The following is an 18,018-nucleotide window of genomic DNA, read 5'->3' as shown; positions in this document are numbered from 1 at the left end:
CGACCCTAGCGGCTGCCGGCGGCCCCCGCACGGTGGAGAAGCCGTTCGGTCGCGCCGGCGAGTCGATGAGCGTCCGCCTCGCGCAGCCTAGGCAGGTCGAGAGAAAGTTTCCGGCCGCGATCGACGGCGGTGAGCGGGTCGGCCGGCGGGTCGTCGATCCAGTCGTGGATCGGGCGTATGGCGTTCTCCACCGGCTGCGCCTTGAGTTTCGCGGCGATCCTGATGGCCGCTCGCAGGGGCTTCGGCAGCGGGGTGAGATCGCCGCTGCGGGTGAAGCCCGGGTGGCACAGGACGTAGTTCGGGCGCTGGATCAGCCCGAGAAGGTCGTTGCAGCGGCCGGCCTGGAGCTGGGCGCGGAGCATGCTGTAACCGCTGGTCAGCTGGAGGTCGTCCCAGGCGATGCCGCCCTTGGTGATGCCGACGCCGGCCACGTTGACGATGACGGGGTTTCCGGAGCGGTCGAGGTTGGGGCGCAGGTCGCGACCGAGCAGGTAGCGGGACAGGTAATAGAGCGCGAAAGTTTTCTCGAAACCCTGTTTGGTCTCCTCCCGGCGGGGCGCCTGCCGATTGGCGAACAGGAGAAGGGCGTCGATTTTCGGCCACTTCTCCGCGATGGCGGCGGTCGCGTTTCGCGTGTCCTCGAGGTCGCTCAGGTCCACCCGTACGAAATTGGGGGTTTCAGCGCCTTTGACGGGGTTGCTGCCGAGGGTGATGACCTCGTCGCCCCGGGCTGCTCTCGCCAGCGCGATGGCCCGGCCCATGCCGTCCGTCCCGCCGCTGACCACGATCGTCTTCGTCATGCATACGATCGTCGAGTACCGCCCGGCCAGCGGAAAGAAGGCAGTTTGATGTCGGCAGCGAACACCGGTGTGCCCTCGATGCTCGCGCACGTCTTGCCGGCGCCGGTGCCGGTCGCCGAGCACGAAAGTTGCCCCGTGACTTTCGTCTTCCGCCGCCTCAGCGACAAATGGACGGTGCTGGTGCTGTCGCTGCTGGGGCAGCGCCCTTATCGCTACAACGAGCTGCACCGCACCATCGAGGGCATCAGTCAGCGCATGCTCACCCGCACGCTGCGAAACCTGGAAACCGACGGCCTGGTTTCGCGAACGGTCTTCCCGAGCGTCCCGCCGAGCGTCGAGTACCGCCTGACCCCGCTCGGCGAGAGTCTGCTGGCCCCGCTGTCCGCCCTGGCCGACTGGTCCGTCGACTGGGCGAACCGCCCGCCCGCCTGACGTCGGCCGCGGGCCTGATGTGGGCCGCCGGCCTGATCTCGGCCGGCCGCCTGGTCTGGGCCGGCTGCCTGATCTTGGGCGGGTGCCGTCAGGCGGGCCAGCCGGCCGGGTTGCTGACGGATTCGCGGGTGATGCCCGAGCCCGTTTGCGGCCAGCCGCCGAAACGCTCGCCGTGCAGGTGCGCGAAGAAGTAGCAAATCGACTCGCACTCGGCGTCCTCGATCGCCCGCTCCGGATCTGCGCTGACCGCCTCGTAGAATTCGCGGCCCAGCGCCACGATGTAGCCGCGGCAGTACAGGAAACCGTCGTCCGAGCCGTCGGTGACCGCCTGGATGTCGGCGCGGTCGATGTCGTAGAGCTTTCGCTCCACCACCCGGTCGATGTCCACGAGGTCCTGCTGGGAAAGTTGCGCGCTCACCACGCGAAGTTGCGCGAGAAACGGGTTGAGCCATTTGTCGAGCGCGTACGGGTCGGCGGCCTCGCCCGCGACCGTCGCCCGGCGCAACGCCGCGGCCTCCGGCCCGAGTGCCTCCCACGCCGACTCCACCAGCGCCCAGAATCGTGCCTCGTCCGCCGCCGTGGGCAACTTCTGCTCAGTCACCGGCGGAGTGTAGCGACGGCGATCTTCGTCATCGATAATCGCCGCGTGAGTTCGATCATCGAATTTTTCGTCGCGCCCGACGACGACGCGGCGGCCGACGTTCTCGAGGACGGCCCCTCCGACGAGTACGAGACGGCCTCCTACGGCAACTTCGACGTCTTCTCCACGATCGAGGAATGGGAGCAGATCTTCACCGGTGGCGACACCGGGGGCGGCGAGGTCGTCGCCGGCGACGACGACGAGCCCCTGGTCCTGCTGCTCCCGTCCGCGCTGACCGCCGCCCTCGCCGCCGCCTCCCGCGACCAGCTCGCCGACGTCACCGACCAATGGCTCGACCTGCGTGCCGAGGAGGGCGAGGAGATCGACGAGGCGCTCGCCGCCGAGCTGGTCTCCGAGGTCGCCGGCCTGGCCACCGAGGCGGCCCGGGCCGGCGCCTCGCTCTACTGCTGGGTCTCCTGACCGATCAGATGGTGAATCCGCCGTCGACATTGACGGTCGCGCCGGTGAGGTAGCGCGCCTCCGGCCCGGCGAGGAAAGCCACCGCCGCCGCCACGTCGCCGGGCTCGGCGTAGTGCCCGAGCGCGGTGAGCGCCCCGATCTGTTCGGCGGCCGGTCCGTCGGCCGGATTGGAGTCGGTGTCGGTCGGCCCGGGGTTCACCAGGTTGACGGTGATCGCCCGCGGCCCCAACTCCCGCCCGAGTGCCTTGGTCAGCCCGACGAGCGCGGTCTTGCTCATCGAGTAGAGCGCGAACCCCGGGAACACTGCCCGCTCGGCCATGTTGCTGCCGATGTTGATGATCCGCCCACCGGCCGCCATGTGCCGCACCGCCGCCTGCGACGCCACGAACGGCGCCCGCACGTTCACGGCGACTGTCTGCTCGAAGTCGTCCAGCCCGAGCTCCTCGAGCGGCCCCACCAGGAACGCTCCCGCGTTGTTCACCAGGATGTCGAGGCGCCCGAACTCCTCGGCGGCCCGGTCCACCGCCGTGACGACCGCTGCCGCGTCAGCGCTGTCGGCCCGCACCACCATGGCCCGCCGTCCCAGCTCCCGGATCCGCGCCGCCACCTTCTCGGCACCGGCCAGATCCTCCCGGCAGGTCAGCACCACGTCGGCCCCGTCCGCCGCCAGCCTCAGCGCGATAGCCGCCCCGATGCCCCGCGAACCGCCGGTGACCAGCGCCCTCTTGCCTTCAAGTCCGTTGCTCATGCCCAGAAGCCTGCCGCTTGATCAACCGCCGGTCTGGCGGCGATCGGACCTGGCATTCCGCCAGGCGGCCCCGAGCGCCGGGCGGGCGGCAGCGGCCGGCCGTCGGGGCGCCGCGCGAGACACGCGGGCGTGAGCCGGCTGAGAAAGCGCGCCCGCGAAAGTTCGCGGATAGATTCGAGCGATGACGGATCCGCGGCGGCGCGTGCCGCGTACCGATGTGGTCCTGGCCGACCCTCGCCTGGCCGACGCCGCCGCCAGGATCGGGCGTGTGGCCGTCAAGGCCGCCGTCGTCGCCGCCCAGCAGCGCGCCCGCGCCGGAGAGCTCGCGCCCGACCAGGTCGCCGACGCCGCCGTGCAAGCGCTCCCCAGCACCGCCGGCGGCCTCCGGCCGGTCCTCAATGCCACCGGTGTCGTCCTGCACACCAACCTCGGCCGCGCCGCGCTCTCCGACGCCGCGCGAAAGGCGGTCGCCGCAGCGGCCGGGTACACCGACGTGGAGCTCGACCTGCACACCGGCCGCCGGGCCCGTCGCGGCCGCACCGCCCTGGCCGCCCTGGCCGGCGCCGTCCCCGACGCGGCCGACGTGCACGTGGTCAACAACGGCGCCGCCGCCCTGGTCCTGGCCGCCACCGCCCTGGCAAGCGGCAAGGAAATCATCGTGAGCCGCGGCGAAATGGTGGAGATAGGCGACGGCTTCCGCCTGCCCGACCTCCTGGAATCCACGGGCGCCCGCCTCAAGGAGGTCGGCACCACGAACCGCACATCCGTAGGAGACTATGAAAAGGCGATAAATCCGGACTCGGGCTTCATCCTGAAAGTCCACCCGTCCAATTTCGTCATCAGCGGGTTCACCAGCGACGCAAGTATCGAAGAACTTTCCACGTTAGGCCTGCCGATTGTCGCGGACATCGGCTCCGGCCTGCTCCAACCCGACCCGCTCCTGCCCGGCGAGCCCGACGCCACCACCAGCCTCCGCAAGGGCGCCGCCCTGGTCACCGCCAGCGGCGACAAACTCCTCGGCGGCCCCCAAGCCGGCCTCCTTCTCGGCGACGCCACCCTCATCGAGCGCCTGCGCCGCCACCCCCTGGCCCGCGCCCTTCGCGTCGACAAGCTCACCCTCGCCGCCCTCCAGGCCACCCTGACCGGCCCCGAAACACCCACCTGGCAGGCCCTCCGCATCGACGAGTCCACCCTCGAGGCCCGCACCCGCAAGGCGGCCGACAGCCTGGCCGAGCAGGGCGTCCCCGTCACGGTCGTCGCATCGAAGGCCGTCGTGGGTGGCGGCGGCGCCCCGGACGTCCAGCTCCGCAGCTGGTCACTCTCGCTTCCGCACACGTACGCCGAAAGCCTGCGCACCACCACGCCACCGATCGTCGGCCGAGTGGAGCACGGACAACTCCTCCTGGATCTCCGCTGCATCCCAACCGAGGCCGACGCCGAGGTCGTGACCGCCGTTCTCCGTGTAGCCGGAAACTTGTAGCGAAATGCACGTCCTCGCCACCGCCGGCCACGTCGACCACGGCAAGTCCACCCTGGTCCGCGCCCTGACCGGCATGGAACCGGACCGCTGGGCCGAGGAACGCCGCCGCGGCATGACGATCGACCTGGGCTTCGCCTGGACCACGACACCGAACAACGAAACTGTCGCGTTCGTGGACGTCCCCGGCCACGAACGTTTCGTGCCCAACATGCTTGCCGGCGTCGGCCCCGTCCCCGCCGCCCTCGTGATCGTCGCCGCCGACGAGGGCTGGATGCCGCAGTCCGCCGAGCACCTGGCCGCCCTGAACGCCCTCGACGTCCGCCACGGCCTGCTGGTCGTCACCCGCGCCGACCTCGCCGATCCCGCGGCCGCAACCGCGCAGGCCCGCGCGAAACTTGCCGGCACCACCCTGTCCGGCGCCGAGTCGGTGGCGGTGAGCGCCCCCACCGGCGAAGGCCTGGACGACCTGAGAGCGGCCATCGACCGCCTCGTAGCGAAACTTCCCACCCCACAGAGCGAAACTCCCGTCCGCCTGTGGATCGACCGCGCCTTCACCATCAAGGGCGCCGGCACGGTCGTGACCGGCACCCTCGGCGCCGGCGCCGTCCGGGTCGGCGACGAATTCCGGCTGGGCGACGAAACCGTCCGCGTCCGCGGCCTCCAGACTCTCGGCGAACCCCAGACCGAGGTGACCGCCGTGTCCCGGGTCGCCATCAACCTCCGCGGCACCGACAAGGACCGGGCCGCCCGGGGCAACGCCCTCCTGACCCCAGGCCTCTTCCGCCTCACCGACCTCATCGACGTGCGCATTCACGGCGACCCGGCCAAGGAGCTCCCCGCCACCCTGACCCTCCACATCGGATCGGCGGCCGTCCCCGCGAGAGTCCGCCCGCTAGGCCCCGACACCGCCCGCCTGCGCCTGTCCCACCCGCTCCCGCTGCGCCTGGGCGACCGTGCCCTGCTGCGCGACCCGGGCCGCCGCCACATAGCCGGCGGCGTCACCGTCCTGGACGTCGCCCCGCCCGGCCTGTCCCGCCGGGGCGCCGCCGCGGCCCGCGCCGCCGAGCTGGCCGGCGAGACCGGCACGCCCGACCTCGCCGCCGAGCTACGCCGTCGCCACCTCATCAGGCGCGACGACCTCACCACCATGGGCGTCCCCATCGACCGCGCTCCCTTGGCCGGGGAGTGGTTCGCCGATCCGACCCACTGGGCCGCCCTGGAAGAGCGCCTGCCACAGGTGGTGGCCCTCTACAAGTCCGAGCACCCCCTGGAGCCCGGCATCCCCTTGGAGGCCCTGCGCCACCGGATGGAGCTTCCCGACCGCGCCCTGGTGGAAGCCCTCGTCAAGCCACCGTTGGCGATCCGGTCGGGCCGGGTCACCGTCGCCGGGCAGGAAGGCATCCCGGCCGAGCTGCAGAACGCCGTGGACAAGGCGTTCGCCGGAAAGGGCCCGTTCACCGCCCCCGAGGCCTACGACCTCGCCGGCCACGGCCTGGGCGCCCGCCAGCTGGCCGCCGCCGTCCGGGCCGGCCTCCTGGTGCAGCTCGCCCCCAACGTCGTCCTGAAAGCCGGCGCCCCCGAACACGCCGCAAAAGAGCTGCGGAAACTTTCCCAGCCCTTCACGCTCAGCGAGGCGCGCAAGGCGCTCGACACCACGCGCCGCGTAGCCGTGCCCCTGCTGGAGTTTCTCGACCGGAAAGGGCTCACGGCACGGCAGGAAGACGACCGTCGAATCATCTCGCCGAACGCAGACCCTCAGTAGAACTTCGCCTGGCCGCCGCCCGCCGTTCAGGACACCGCGCCGAGACTGACCGGCATGGATCGGATCAATCGTCGTGGATTCTTGGGGCTGGCCGCCGGCGCGACCGCCATGACCGCCCTCTCGCCCAGCATCGCCCGGGCCGCGGCCATCCCGGCCGACCGCCGCACCGGCACCCTCGCCGACGTCGAGCACATCGTCGTCCTCATGCAGGAGAACCGGTCGTTCGACCACTACTTCGGCGCGCTGCGCGGCGTACGCGGCTTCGGCGACCGCACCCCGGTGACCAAGCCGGACGGCGAGTCGGTGTGGCATCAGGACGGCGTGCTGCCGTTCCGCCCCGACATCGACGACCTGGGTCTGGCCTTCCTCGAGGACCTGCCGCACGGCTGGAACGACGGCCACGACGCCTTCGACCACGGCCGCTACGACCGGTGGGTGCCGGCCAAGTCGGCGACCACGATGGCGTACCTGACCCGCGAGGACATCCCGTTCCACTACGCCCTCGCCGACCAGTTCACGATCTGCGACGCGTACCACTGCTCGCTGATGGGTCCGACGGACCCGAACCGCTATTACATGTGGACCGGCTACACCGGCAACGACGGGACGGGCGGCGGGCCGGTCGTCACGAACGACGAGCTCGGGTACGGCTGGACCACCTATCCCGAGCGGCTCGAGGCGGCCGGCGTCTCGTGGAAGATCTACCAGGACGCCGGCGACGGTCTGGACGCGGCCGGCTTCTGGGGCTGGACCTCCGACCCGTACATCGGCAACTACGGCGACAACTCGCTGCTGTACTTCGACGCCTACCGCAACGCCGCCCCCGGCTCGCCGCTCTACGACAAGGCGCGCACCGGCACGAACCTCAAGGGCGGCGACGACATGTTCCGCATCCTCCACGAGGACGTGCTGACCGGCAAACTCCCGAAAGTTTCCTGGATCGCCGCCCCCGAGGCCTACACGGAACACCCGAACTGGCCGGCGAACTACGGCGCCTGGTACATCGCGAACGTCCTCGACGCGCTGACCGCCGACCCCAAGGTGTGGGCGCGGACGGTCCTGCTCATCACGTACGACGAGAACGACGGCTTCTTCGACCACGCCGTCCCGGCCTACCCGACCGCCGGAAACTCCACGGTGGACTTGCGCGACGAGTTTCTGCCGGCCTCCAACGGCCACATCGCCGGCCCGTACGGTCTCGGCCAGCGCGTTCCGATGCTGGTGGTCTCGCCCTGGAGCACCGGCGGTTTCGTCTGCTCCGAGGTCTACGACCACACCTCGATCATCCGCTTCATCGAGAAGCGCTTCGGCGTCCACGAGCCCAACATCTCGCCGTGGCGGCGCGCCGTCTGCGGCGACCTGACGGCCGCCTTCGACTTCCGCAAGACACGTCCGGCCGCGCCGCGACTGCCCGACACCGCCGGGTACGCCCCGGCCGACCGCGACCGCCATCCCGACTACGTGCCGACGCCGCCCGCCGATCCCAAGCTTCCCCGGCCCGAGCGCGGCGTGCGGGCGGCCCGTCCGCTGCCCTACGACCTGGCTGTGGACGCCCGTTTCGGCGGGGGCGAACTGACCTTGACTTTCGCGAGCCGGGGGAAGGCCGGCGCCGTCTTCCACACGACGACGCCGGGCGGGGAGCCGCGCACCTTCACGGCCGCCACCCGTACCCACCTGACCGGCGCGTGGCCCGCCGACGCGGACGTCACCGTGCACGGCCCCAACGGCTTTCTGCGCCGCTTCCGCGCCGCCGGCGTCGAGCCGGCGATCAGGAACGCGCGACTCACCCTGGCGAATCCTTCCGCCCGCGCCGCACGGGTCGTTCTCGTCGACGCGTACGGCGGGGAGCGCACCGTCATCCGCCTGAACCCCGGCCAGAGCCAGGTGCGCCACCTCCCACTGCGCGACGGCTGGTACGACATCTCCCTGACCAGCGACCTCGACCCCGCGTATGTCCGCCGGCTGGTCGGCAGCGTCGAGGACGGCACGCCGGGAGTCAGCCAGCCGTAGTCTTCCCCGCATGACCGTGACCCCGCGGCGGCAGATGTGGCCGCTCTACGCCGCGGGTTTCACCACCGCCTTCGGCGCGCACGCGATCGCCGCGAACCTCGGTGGCTTCTCCGACGACGCGGTCACCTCGCTGCTCGTCCTCGGCGGCCTGCTCGCCCTCTACGACGGCGCCGAGGTCCTGCTCAAGCCGGTCTTCGGCAGTCTCGCCGACCGCGTCGGCGCCCGCCCGCTGCTGCTCGGCGGCCTGGTCGCCTTCGCGCTCGCGTCGGCCGTCTACGTGCTCGCCGACAGCCCCGGCTGGCTGTGGGCCGCCCGCCTCGGCCAGGGCGCCGCCGCCTCCGCGTTCTCCCCGGCCGCCTCCGCTCTGGTGGCCCGCCTCAACCCGGCCGCGAAACACGGGCGCGCGTTCGGCTCGTACGGCTTCTACAAGTCGATCGGCTACACCCTTGGCCCCCTGCTCGGCGGCCTTCTCGTGTGGGCGAGTGGCCTGCGGCTGCTTTTCGCGGTCCTCACCGTGCTGGCCGTGGCCGTGGCGGTCTGGGCGCTGGTGGCCGTCCCGGTCGTCCCGCCGCTGCCCAAGAAGCGGCAGACCGTCCTCGACCTCGCCCGCCGCCTGACCGCCCCCGCGTTCCTCGGCCCGACCGCCGCCCTCGCCGCCGCCACCGCCGCGCTGTCCGTCGGCGTCGGCTTCCTGCCCGTCACCGGCCGCGAGGCCGGCCTCGGCACCGTCGCGACCGGCGCCGCCGTCTCCGTTCTGGCCCTGTGCGCGGCCGTCGTCCAGCCGCGCGCCGGCCGGGCTCTCGACGCGGGCCGCCTGACCACCCGCACCGGCCTGACCGCGGGCCTGCTGCTGGCCGCCGCCGGCCTGGCCGCCGCCATGCTGCCCGGCCTGGCCGGGGTGCTGATCTCCGCCGCGCTGATCGGCGCCGGCACGGGTCTCATCACCCCGCTCGGGTTCGCCGCCCTGGCCGCGAACACCCCGCCCGAACGCCTGGGCCAGACCATGGGCGCCGCCGAGCTGGGGCGCGAGCTCGGCGACGCGGGCGGCCCGCTCCTGGTCGCCGGGGTCGCCACGCTCACCAGCCTGACGTACGGCTTCGCTGCCCTGGCCATCCTCCTGGCCGCCGGCGCCGCCCTGGCCCTGGCCCGCCGCCACACCAGCGCGCCCACCACAGCCTGACCGCACGCGGGCGGCCCTCAAGCTCCCGAGAGCAGCGCCCGCAACGGCCTCTCCGCCACCGCGAAATCCACCCGCCGCCCGCTGAACAACTCCCCGTACAGCACCGACTCCATGATGCGCACGTAGAGGAATGCCAGCGGAAGCAGATCGCCCTCCGCCGCCACCCCCGCCTCCACGAAAATGTCGCGCTGCGCCAGCACCGCCCGCCGATGCACCTCACCCGAGGGCGTGAACAGCACCCGCGCCGCCGTCGACGGCTCCTCGGCCACGAACCGCCGCATCGGCCGCGCGCTCCACAACCGGTCCGCGAACCGCCGCGACACCTCGATCACGCCATCCACCCCGGACTGCTTCCGCGCCGCCCGCGCCCGGTCGAGCGTCCGCCGTCCCAGCGCCCACAACGCGTCCCCGAGCAGGGCATCCCGGCTGCCCACGATCCGATAGAGAGTGGCCCGGCTGATCGCCAGCTGCGTCGCCAGCAGATCCATGTCGAGCGATCCCCTGACCTGGAACTGACGCACGGCGCCGCGCACCACCGCGCCCGGGGCGATCACCCGGCGGGAATTCTCAGTCTTCACCGCGCCCTCCCGGCCCGTATACCCCGCGACGGCGCCGCCGGTTCACCGACCTGCGACAGCCGTCTCACGCCTCGCGGATCCTCGAACGAATCCCGGAAAGCGATCCGTACTGCGGGCCAATCGCATCTCCAACACCACCGGGAGAGATCATGCAGGTCAGGACACGCAACGTGGTCGCCGCGCTCGCCGGCCTGGCAATCGCCGGCGCCGCACTCACCCTGGTGCCGGACGCCGGCGCCGCCACCGCCTCGTTCCGCCGCGGTCCCGACCCGTCGGCCGCGAGCATCCGCGCCGCCAACGGCCCGTTCGCGATCACCCGGACGAATGTTGCGCGCACGAGCGTCACCGGTTTCGGCGGCGGCGATATCTACGCCCCGAACGAAACCAGCGCCGGCACTTTCGGCGCGGTAGCGATCGCGCCCGGCTTCACCGCCACCCGGAGCAGCCTCGCCTGGCTGGCGCCGCGAATCGCCTCGCAGGGCTTCGTCGTCTTCAACATCGACACCCTGACCACCTCGGACCAGCCGGCCCAGCGGGGCCGCGAGTTGCTCGCCGCGCTCGACTTTCTCACCGGCAGCAGCAACGCCCGCGCGAAAATCGACAAGAACCGCCTCGCCGTGATGGGTCACTCGATGGGCGGCGGCGGCACCCTCGAGGCCGCCAAGAGCCGCCCGTCGCTGCAGGCCGCGGTCCCGCTCACGCCATGGGATCTGACCAAGAGCTTCTCCGCCGTCACCGTTCCCACGATGATCATCGGCGCGCAGTCGGACACGATCGCGCCGGTGCGCCAGCACTCCGACCGGTTCTTCGCGAGCCTGCCGTCCACCGCCGACAAGGGCTATCTCGAGCTGGCCGGCGCGTCGCATTTCGCGCCCAACATTCCGAACACCACGATCGCCTCGACCAGCGTCGCGTGGCTGAAGCGTTTCGTCGACGACGACACCCGCTACGAACAGTTCCTCTGCCCAGGCCCGTCCGGCAGCGGCGTCAGCGACTACGAGACGAACTGCCCGCACCGCGGCTGAAGGGCATCGCCGCCGTCGTCAGGTGCTCCAGAAATCGCGTGACCGCGGGGGAAAGTCTCCGGCCGGGCGGCGTGGCCGCGTAGATGTGCCGGACCGACTCGTCGTCCGGGTGGAGCCGCAGCACCGCGATGCCCGGCGGGACGCGGCCGGCGGCCAGGGCGGGGATCAGCGCCACGCCCAGGCCGGCGGCCACGCACCCGAGCTTGCCGGTCCACTCGGCCGCGGTGATTTCGATCCGCGGGCGAAAGCCGGACGGCAACGAGGCCCGCAACAGCGTCTCCTCCGCGCTGGCCGACCCGGCGATGAAGGCGTCACCGGCCAGCTCGTCGAGGCGGACCGTGCGGCGCCGCGCGAGGCGATGGCCGCGAGCGACGGCGACCAGCATCCGTTCGTCGAGCAGATGCCGCAGCTCGAAGCGGGCGCGATCGAGCGGCCCGGCCGGCGAGGAGCTCACCACGGCGACGTCCGCTTCGCCGGCGGCGAGCCGTTCCAGCAGCCCCGGCGTGAGGCCTTCGACCAAGGTCAGACCCACTTCCGGGTACGCCTCGCGAAAGCTCGCCAGCGCCGCCGGCACGAGCGCCGCGACCGCCGTGGGAAAGGCGCCGACCCGCAACCGCCCGCTGCCGAGGGACCGCACCTCCTCGACCGCACGGCGGGCGCTGTCGAGCCCGTCGAGCACCTGCGACGCGTACGGGAGAAGGGCGCGACCCTCCTCGGTCAGCGTGACCCCGCGCGGCAGCCGGTCGAAGACCCGGCTGCCCAGTTCCGCCTCCAGGGCGCCGATCTGCCGGGAGACCGCGGATTGGGTGTACCGGAGGCGGCGCGCGGCGGCCGTGATCGAGCCGAGGTGCGCGACCGTCCGGAAGATCGCCAGGAGCTGGGTGTCCATGCCGTCGAAGCATGCCAGCCATGCCGGACATTCGTTGGCCGCATCGCTCGCGAGAATTTAGCGTTGCCCGTATGAAACTCACGCTCGACAACCCGGAAACTGTCGCCGCGCCTTTCGGAGACCGGTTCGCTCACGTCGCCCGCCTCGACCTCGACGGCGGCGCTCTGCTGATGCTGGCCGGGCAGGTGGCGGTCGACGACGAAGGGAAAGTTTTCGCGCCCGGTGACGCCGCCGGGCAGGCCGAGCGGATCTTCGAGATCATCGGGGGGCTGCTCGCGGCGCATGGCGCGACCTTCGCCGACGTGCTGCACATCCGCACGTTCATGACCGATTTCGGCGATCTGACGGCCTACGGCGCGGTCCGCCGCCGCCTCTTCGGCGGAGCCGGCACCCCACCGCCGGCGAGCACGACCGTGCAGGTCAGCGGACTGTTTCTGGAGGGGGCGGTGCTGGAGGTGGAGGTGACAGCGGCGGCACCGGCAGCGTCCGGAGCCGCTCCGGGTCGTTGAGGACGTCGATCGCGACGATCCGCCCCTCGCGCACGGTCAGCGCCATCACGGTCAGGGTGCGCCCGCCCGCCACCATGACGAGCCCGGCCGCGCCGTTGACCAGCGCCGGGCGGGCGTAGGGCGCGAACCGGCCGAACCCGGTCGCCTGCTCCGCGATGCCGCGGGCGCCACGCAGCACCGCCGTGAACTGCGGACGGCCGGGTCCACCGTCGGCCCGCAGCACGGCGTCGGGGTGGAGCACCTCGAGGAGCCGGTCGAAATCCCCTTCGCGCGCGGCCGCGAAAAAGGCGTCGACAATTTCGCGCTGCCGGCCGAGATCGGGATCGGGGGAGGGCGCCTGCTCGCGCACCCGACGCCGCGCCCGGCTCGCCAATTGCCGGGCCGCCGCGGCGTTGCGGTCGAGCAGCGCGCCGACCTCATCGAACGGCACCGCGAACAGGTCGTGCAGCACGAACGCGAGCCGCTCGTCCGGCCCGAGCGTGTCCAGCACGACCATCAGCGCCACGCCGACCTCGTCGGACAGCAGCGCCTGCTGCTCCGGGTCCGGCCCCGACGGCAGGCTCACCACCGGGTCCGGCATCCGCACCTCGGGATGGTTGCGGCGGCCGCGCAGCACGTTGAGGCAGACCCGCCCGACGATCGTGGTGAGCCAGCCCGGAATGTTCGCGACACTTTCCGCATCCGCGCCGCTGGCCCGCAGCCACGCCTCCTGCACCGCGTCGTCGGCCTCGCTGAACGAGCCGAGCATCCGGTAGGCAACCGCGCGCAACCGCGGTCGCTCCGCCTCGAAATCGTCCGTCAGCAAATGCATCGGTCACATCTTCGCGCCGCCGGGTGTCATGCGGGAAACCCGAGACGCGAAAGAGGAGAAGTCATGTTTCTGGTGACCGGTGGTACCGGCACCCTCGGCCGGCACGTGATCCCGCTGCTGCGGGAGGCCGGCGCCGAGGTGCGCATCCTGACCCGCCAGACGCTCCCGGGCCACGTGACCGGCGACCTGGAGACCGGCCTCGGCCTCGACGAGGCCTTGGACGGGGTCGACACGGTGCTGCACCTGGCCGGCAGCCCGAAGAACGACGATCAAAAAGCAGCCCATCTCGTACGCGCGGCCGGCCGCGCCCGCAAGCCGCACATCGTCTACGTGTCGGTCGTAGGTTGCGAGTGGATTCCGGTTCACAGCGCGATCGACCGTGGAATGTTCGGATACTTCGAGCGCAAGCGGGCCGCCGAGGTCGTCATCGAGAAGTCCGGCCTGCCCTGGACGACGCTGCGCGCGACACAGTTCCACGACCTCACCTGGAAAGTTGCCGAGTCCGCCGCGAAACTTCCTGTGATGCCGGCCCTCGCCGGCGTGCGCTTCCAGCCGGTGGAGACCGCCGAGGTCGCGCGCCACCTCGTCGGCCTCGCCCTCGGTGGGCCCGCCGGCGTGCGCCCTGACCTGGCCGGGCCGCGGGTCTACCCGATGACCGAGCTGTTCCGGATGTGGTTGCACGCCACCGGCCGCCGTCGCGCGGTGCTGCCCGTGCGCGCCGCCGGGGGCGCCTACAAGGCCGTACGCGATGGCGCCGTCCTGCCCGGACCGGACGCCGACCTCGGCACGGTGACCTGGGAGGACTTCCTCAAGATCAGAGCTTGACGGCGGCTTCGGTAAGTCGTAGCTTACGGTAAGCCATGACGAACGCAACCGCGATGCTGACCGCGCTGGGCGACCCGACCCGGCAGGCGATCTTCGAGCGGCTGGCCGACGGACCACTCGCGGTCGGCCAGCTCGCCGGCGTCCTGCCGATCAGCCGCCCGGCCGTCTCCCAGCACCTCAAGGTCCTCAAGGACGTCGGCCTCGTCACCGACCGGCAGGACGGCACCCGCCGCCTCTACTCGGTCGACCCGGACGGGCTGGCGGTCCTGCGGGCGCACCTCGACGGGTTCTGGGAACGGTCGCTTGCGGCCTTTCAGCAGCACGCCAACCAGGATCGGGAGAAACCAGACCATGATCGGGACAACTGAGGCCGTACGCCGGGAGGTCGTCGTCGACGTGCCACCCGCTCGCGCCTTCGAGCTGTTCACCGCGGAGATGACCTCGTGGTGGCCGGCGAAGCACCACATCGGCTCGGCGCCGATCGCGGAGATCGTCATCGAGCCCCGCACCGGCGGCCGCTGGTTCACCCGCCACGAGGACGGCACCGAGACGTCCACCGGCGTCGTCACCGCCTGGGAGCCGCCGTCCCGCCTGGTCGTAACGTGGCAGATCGCCGCCGACTGGAAATTCCACGACGATTTCGTGACCACCGTCGAGGTGACTTTCCAGCCCGAGGGCGACGACCGCACCCGCGTACGGCTGGAACACCGTGACCTGGACGCCTTCGGCGCCGACGCCGCCGCGATGCGGGAAACTTTCGAAGGTCCCGAGGCCTGGAACGGCACCCTGCAGGCGTACGCGGCGGTGGCCAACGCATGAAGCTCGCCGTCGTTCTCTACCAGACCGCCGACGACTTCGCGGCGAAGGCGACCGCGCTGTTCCCGGCGCACAAGGCCCGGCTCGACGAGTTCCACGCGTCCGGCGACCTGCTGATGGTCGGCACTTTCGACAACATCGCGAAAGATGGCTCGATGGCCGTTTTCGCCTCCCGTGCGGCCGCCGAGAAGTTCGTCGACGGCGACCCGTTCCTCCTCAACGGCGTCGTCCGCAGTCACGAGATCCGCGATTGGAACGAGATCTACTCCTGATCCGCCAAGTCAGACGTATGGGACTTCTTTCCGGGGGTACGCGGTAGTCGAGGCCATCGCGCCCCGGAGGGAGAACCCCGTCATGACCACGGCGACCACCACGCATTTCCCGACCGCGGGAACCCAGCTCGAGGGGGATCTGGTCCTGCCGCCCGGTGCGCACGGCGTGGTCGTCTTCGCGCACGGCACCGGCAGCTCCCGGCACAGCCCGCGCAACCGCATGGTGGCCGCCGCGCTCAACCGGCGCTCCCTCGGCACCTTGCTCGTCGACCTGCTGACCCACGAGGAGGAGGTCGAGGACGCCCGCACCCGCGACCTGCGCTTCGACATCGGCCTGCTCGCCGACCGCCTGATCGGCCTCGTCGACTGGCTCGGCGAGCACCCGGAGACCCGCAGCCTGCCGGTCGGCCTCTTCGGCGCCAGCACCGGCGCGGCCGCCGCCCTGGTCGCCGCCGCGTCCCACCGCGAGCACATCGCCGCCGTCGTGTCCCGCGGCGGCCGCCCCGACCTGGCCGGTCCGGCGCTGATCCAGGTCGAGGTGCCGACGCTGCTGATCGTGGGTGAGCGGGACCTTCCCGTGGTCGAGCTCAACGAACAGGCCCGCAACACGATGACCGTCGACGCGGAGCTGCGGATCGTCCCCGGCGCCACGCACCTGTTCGAGGAGCCCGGCGCCCTGGAGATCGTCTCCGAGGAGGCCGGGACATGGTTCGCGACGCATCTCCGATAGTTTTCGCCGACCGCGACGAGGCCGGCCGCCTGCTCGGCCACGAGGTCGCCCGCCGCCTCGGCCACGACCCCTCGCCGGCGCCCGGCCACGACCCCTTGCCGGCGCCTGGTCGCGGTCACTCGCCGTCGCCCGGTCACGACCCCTCGCCGGCGCGTGGTTACGACCCCTTGCCGGCGCCTGGTCGCGATCACTCGCCGGCGCGCGGTCACGACTCTTTGCGGGCGCCCGGTCACGACCGTTCGCCGTCGTCCGTTCCGGACACCTCGCCGTCGTCCGTTCCGGACACCTCGCCGTCGTCCGTTCCGGACACCTCGCCGGCGCTCGTGCTCGCCCTGCCACGCGGGGGAGTCCCGGTGGCGGTCCGGGTGGCGGCCCGCATCGGCGGCGACCTCGACATCGTCCTCGCCCGCAAGATCGGCGCTCCCGGCCGCCCCGAGTTCGGCGTCGGCGCGATCGCGGAGGACGGACCTCCCGTCTTCGACGAGGGCTCGCTGGCGTTCCTGGGCATCACCGAGGACGACCTGGCCGACACCGTCACCAAGGAGCGCGCCGAGCTGGCGCGCCGCGTCCGCCGCTACCGCGAGGGCCGTCCCGCCCCGGCGGCCACCGGCCGTACGGTCATCCTGGTCGACGACGGCCTGGCCACCGGCGTGACCGCCCGCGCCGCGCTGCGGTGGCTGCACGACCAGTCCCCGCGCCGCACCATCCTGGCCGCGCCCGTCTGCGCCCCACAGGCCGCGGAAAGTCTCGCCGCCGACGCCGACACGGTCATCTGCCTGAGCGTCCCGCCGTCATTCCGCGCGGTGGGTCAGTGGTACGACGACTTCCACCAGCTCACCGACGAGGACGTCGCGCTGGCGATGAGCGGTTTCGCTCACACCTGATCCTGTACGCCCGGCGTGCGCCCCGGATACTGCGGGGGCCCCTGGCCGAGCGGCACGTAGTCCTCGAGCAGCGCCGGGGTGAGCCCCGCCTTGTGGATCGCCCGCAGCGCGGCCAGGAAATCCTTCACGAACGCCGGCCGGAAATGCATGAGGATGATGTCGCCCCGCTGAACGGACTTGCCCTCCTGGTAGCGGACGATCCCCTTGTCGACGGTTTCCTTCCACATGAAGGCCGCCTTGATCCCGCACTCCTTGGCCACCCGCAGCGTGGTCGAGTCCTTGTCCCCGAACGGCGGCCGGAACAGCACCGGCCGGCGTCCGTACCACTGCTCGAGCTGGTCGGTGCCGTCGCAGATCTGCCGCCGCTGGAAGCCGTAGGACTTACCCGCCAGCTCCGGATGCGAGATCGTATGCGCCTCGATCACCGCGCCGTAGCTCCGCAGCCGGTCGAAGAACGCCACGTTGTCCTGAATAGCCTCGGTAGTGAGAAACAGCGTCACCGGAATCCCGGCCGCCGCGAAAAGTTTCAAGGCCTCCGGGTTCTTGAGATACCCGTCATCCATGGTCAGAAAGGCAACCGGCTGCGTAACCGGCACCCGCGACAGATACGGAACCTGATCCCCGTCCGGCAGCACGATCGGCTCCGGCGCCGGGCGGGGCGGAAAGGCCGGGATGTCGCTGAGCTTCCACCCGACGGGCGCCCCGAGACTCGGGTCAAGAGCCGGCCCACCCGCGACCCCGCCGTAGCCCAGCGGCCCCTGCGTCCCGCCCAGGCCCGCTCCGGGCGTACCGCCGTAGCCCGGTTGTCCGGGTGCGCCGCCGATCCCCGGTCCCTCCTGTGTCCCGCCGTTGCCCTGGTTGCCGAGTGTTCCGCCCCCGAGTGTTCCGCCCCCGGGTGTTCCGCTGTTGCCCGGCGCTCCCGGAACCGAGCCCGACCCGACCACGGCACCCGGGCCCGCGCCGGCGCCCGGCGCGCCCAAGCCGCCTGACGGCCCGCCCGACGGAAAGCCGACCGGCCCGGCAGTCGCGGCGGGATCGAGCGTCGGCGCCCCGGCTGCATCGACCGACGCGGAAGGCGATGCCGAAGGCGCGGCGGTGCGCAGAGCCCGCTCGGCGCTCCAGCCACCCACGGCCGGCAGCGCCACCAGCCCCGCACAGACGGCCCCGAGCACGACCCGTCGCCGATTCAGCGTGATCACCCGGCGCA

At 71.9% G+C, this 18,018-nt stretch carries 21 protein-coding genes; 14 read left to right on the top strand and 7 right to left on the bottom strand.

Annotated elements, in window-relative coordinates; all coding sequences use genetic code 11:
- Positions 1–5 precede the first annotated feature (5 nt).
- Positions 6–800: an SDR family NAD(P)-dependent oxidoreductase gene (locus ACQPZX_RS27675; RefSeq protein WP_433360990.1), complete on the bottom strand. Its 795-nt coding sequence runs from the start codon at positions 798–800 to the stop codon at positions 6–8.
- Positions 801–848: 48 nt separating this feature from the next.
- Between ACQPZX_RS27675 and ACQPZX_RS27670 the strand changes: the two genes are divergently transcribed.
- Entirely contained in the window at positions 849–1,232 is a 384-nt protein-coding gene (locus tag ACQPZX_RS27670; protein ID WP_433360987.1) for a winged helix-turn-helix transcriptional regulator, read from the top strand.
- A gap of 88 nt (positions 1,233–1,320) precedes the next feature.
- Here ACQPZX_RS27670 and ACQPZX_RS27665 read toward each other — a convergent pair whose 3' ends face one another.
- Complete coding sequence (locus ACQPZX_RS27665; RefSeq protein ID WP_433360984.1) at positions 1,321–1,833, bottom strand: DUF4240 domain-containing protein; 513 nt, start codon at positions 1,831–1,833, stop codon at positions 1,321–1,323.
- Positions 1,834–1,878: 45 nt separating this feature from the next.
- On the opposite strand from ACQPZX_RS27665, the gene ACQPZX_RS27660 reads away from it, so the two are divergent.
- Complete coding sequence (locus ACQPZX_RS27660; RefSeq protein WP_433360981.1) at positions 1,879–2,292, top strand: hypothetical protein; 414 nt, start codon at positions 1,879–1,881, stop codon at positions 2,290–2,292.
- Between the two features lie 4 nt (positions 2,293–2,296).
- On the opposite strand, the gene ACQPZX_RS27655 is transcribed toward ACQPZX_RS27660, so the two are convergent.
- Positions 2,297–3,040 (bottom strand): SDR family NAD(P)-dependent oxidoreductase, encoded by a 744-nt coding sequence (locus tag ACQPZX_RS27655; protein ID WP_433360978.1) that lies wholly within the window; start codon positions 3,038–3,040, stop codon positions 2,297–2,299.
- Positions 3,041–3,221: 181 nt separating this feature from the next.
- Here ACQPZX_RS27655 and selA point away from each other — a divergent pair, with 181 nt between their 5' ends.
- The 4 genes from selA to ACQPZX_RS27635 are packed head-to-tail and all read left to right on the top strand — an operon-like array spanning position 3,222 to position 9,472.
- Complete coding sequence (gene selA / locus ACQPZX_RS27650; RefSeq protein ID WP_433360975.1) at positions 3,222–4,520, top strand: L-seryl-tRNA(Sec) selenium transferase; 1,299 nt, start codon at positions 3,222–3,224, stop codon at positions 4,518–4,520.
- A gap of 4 nt (positions 4,521–4,524) precedes the next feature.
- A complete protein-coding gene (selB, locus tag ACQPZX_RS27645) occupies positions 4,525–6,282 on the top strand; it encodes a selenocysteine-specific translation elongation factor (protein ID WP_433360972.1) in 1,758 nt (585 codons plus the stop codon).
- Between the two features lie 54 nt (positions 6,283–6,336).
- On the top strand, positions 6,337–8,292 hold the full coding sequence (locus tag ACQPZX_RS27640) for a phosphocholine-specific phospholipase C (RefSeq protein WP_433360969.1): 1,956 nt from the start codon (positions 6,337–6,339) through the stop codon (positions 8,290–8,292).
- A gap of 10 nt (positions 8,293–8,302) precedes the next feature.
- A complete protein-coding gene (locus ACQPZX_RS27635) occupies positions 8,303–9,472 on the top strand; it encodes an MFS transporter (protein ID WP_433360966.1) in 1,170 nt (389 codons plus the stop codon).
- A 17-nt stretch (positions 9,473–9,489) separates the two neighbouring features.
- Here the strand turns inward: ACQPZX_RS27635 and ACQPZX_RS27630 are convergent, their stop codons facing one another.
- The gene (locus ACQPZX_RS27630) at positions 9,490–10,050 is read right to left on the bottom strand and encodes a QsdR family transcriptional regulator (protein WP_433360963.1); all 561 of its coding nucleotides are present in this window, start codon (positions 10,048–10,050) and stop codon (positions 9,490–9,492) included.
- A gap of 149 nt (positions 10,051–10,199) precedes the next feature.
- Between ACQPZX_RS27630 and ACQPZX_RS27625 the strand changes: the two genes are divergently transcribed.
- Entirely contained in the window at positions 10,200–11,075 is an 876-nt protein-coding gene (locus ACQPZX_RS27625; protein WP_433360960.1) for an alpha/beta hydrolase family protein, read from the top strand.
- Here ACQPZX_RS27625 and ACQPZX_RS27620 read toward each other — a convergent pair.
- Positions 11,038–11,964, bottom strand: coding sequence for a LysR family transcriptional regulator (locus ACQPZX_RS27620; protein WP_433360957.1), 927 nt, complete (start codon positions 11,962–11,964; stop codon positions 11,038–11,040). The genes ACQPZX_RS27625 and ACQPZX_RS27620 overlap by 38 nt on opposite strands.
- A gap of 20 nt (positions 11,965–11,984) precedes the next feature.
- Between ACQPZX_RS27620 and ACQPZX_RS27615 the strand changes: the two genes are divergently transcribed.
- Positions 11,985–12,473: a RidA family protein gene (locus ACQPZX_RS27615; protein ID WP_433360954.1), complete on the top strand. Its 489-nt coding sequence runs from the start codon at positions 11,985–11,987 to the stop codon at positions 12,471–12,473.
- Here the strand turns inward: ACQPZX_RS27615 and ACQPZX_RS27610 are convergent.
- Positions 12,385–13,284, bottom strand: a complete 900-nt coding sequence (locus ACQPZX_RS27610; RefSeq protein WP_433360951.1) for a sigma-70 family RNA polymerase sigma factor — start codon at positions 13,282–13,284, stop codon at positions 12,385–12,387. The two genes, ACQPZX_RS27615 and ACQPZX_RS27610, sit on opposite strands and share 89 nt — an antisense overlap.
- Before the next feature lie 63 nt (positions 13,285–13,347).
- Here ACQPZX_RS27610 and ACQPZX_RS27605 point away from each other — a divergent pair, with 63 nt between their 5' ends.
- The 6 genes from ACQPZX_RS27605 (at position 13,348) to ACQPZX_RS27580 (ending at position 16,811) form a co-directional block, all read left to right on the top strand.
- Positions 13,348–14,109: an SDR family oxidoreductase gene (locus ACQPZX_RS27605; RefSeq protein ID WP_433360948.1), complete on the top strand. Its 762-nt coding sequence runs from the start codon at positions 13,348–13,350 to the stop codon at positions 14,107–14,109.
- A 35-nt stretch (positions 14,110–14,144) separates the two neighbouring features.
- Positions 14,145–14,477: an ArsR/SmtB family transcription factor gene (locus ACQPZX_RS27600; protein ID WP_433360946.1), complete on the top strand. Its 333-nt coding sequence runs from the start codon at positions 14,145–14,147 to the stop codon at positions 14,475–14,477.
- Positions 14,461–14,928 carry an SRPBCC family protein gene (locus ACQPZX_RS27595; RefSeq protein ID WP_433360943.1) on the top strand — a complete coding sequence of 156 codons (468 nt, stop codon included), beginning with the start codon at positions 14,461–14,463 and terminating at the stop codon, positions 14,926–14,928. Before ACQPZX_RS27600 ends, ACQPZX_RS27595 begins: the two co-directional genes overlap by 17 nt.
- Positions 14,925–15,197 carry a YciI family protein gene (locus ACQPZX_RS27590; protein ID WP_433360940.1) on the top strand — a complete coding sequence of 91 codons (273 nt, stop codon included), beginning with the start codon at positions 14,925–14,927 and terminating at the stop codon, positions 15,195–15,197. Before ACQPZX_RS27595 ends, ACQPZX_RS27590 begins: the two co-directional genes overlap by 4 nt.
- 82 nt (positions 15,198–15,279) lie before the next feature.
- Positions 15,280–15,927, top strand: a complete 648-nt coding sequence (locus ACQPZX_RS27585) for a dienelactone hydrolase family protein (protein ID WP_433360937.1) — start codon at positions 15,280–15,282, stop codon at positions 15,925–15,927.
- The gene (locus ACQPZX_RS27580) at positions 15,903–16,811 is read left to right on the top strand and encodes a phosphoribosyltransferase family protein (RefSeq protein WP_433360935.1); all 909 of its coding nucleotides are present in this window, start codon (positions 15,903–15,905) and stop codon (positions 16,809–16,811) included. Before ACQPZX_RS27585 ends, ACQPZX_RS27580 begins: the two co-directional genes overlap by 25 nt.
- Here ACQPZX_RS27580 and ACQPZX_RS27575 read toward each other — a convergent pair.
- Positions 16,802–18,010 (bottom strand): polysaccharide deacetylase family protein, encoded by a 1,209-nt coding sequence (locus ACQPZX_RS27575; protein WP_433360932.1) that lies wholly within the window; start codon positions 18,008–18,010, stop codon positions 16,802–16,804. The genes ACQPZX_RS27580 and ACQPZX_RS27575 overlap by 10 nt on opposite strands.
- Positions 18,011–18,018: the final 8 nt, after the last annotated feature.

This window comes from Actinoplanes sp. CA-142083 (assembly GCF_050942195.1).
Classification (GTDB): Bacteria; Actinomycetota; Actinomycetes; order Mycobacteriales; family Micromonosporaceae; genus Actinoplanes.
This window is presented reverse-complemented; position numbering and strand designations above follow the sequence as displayed.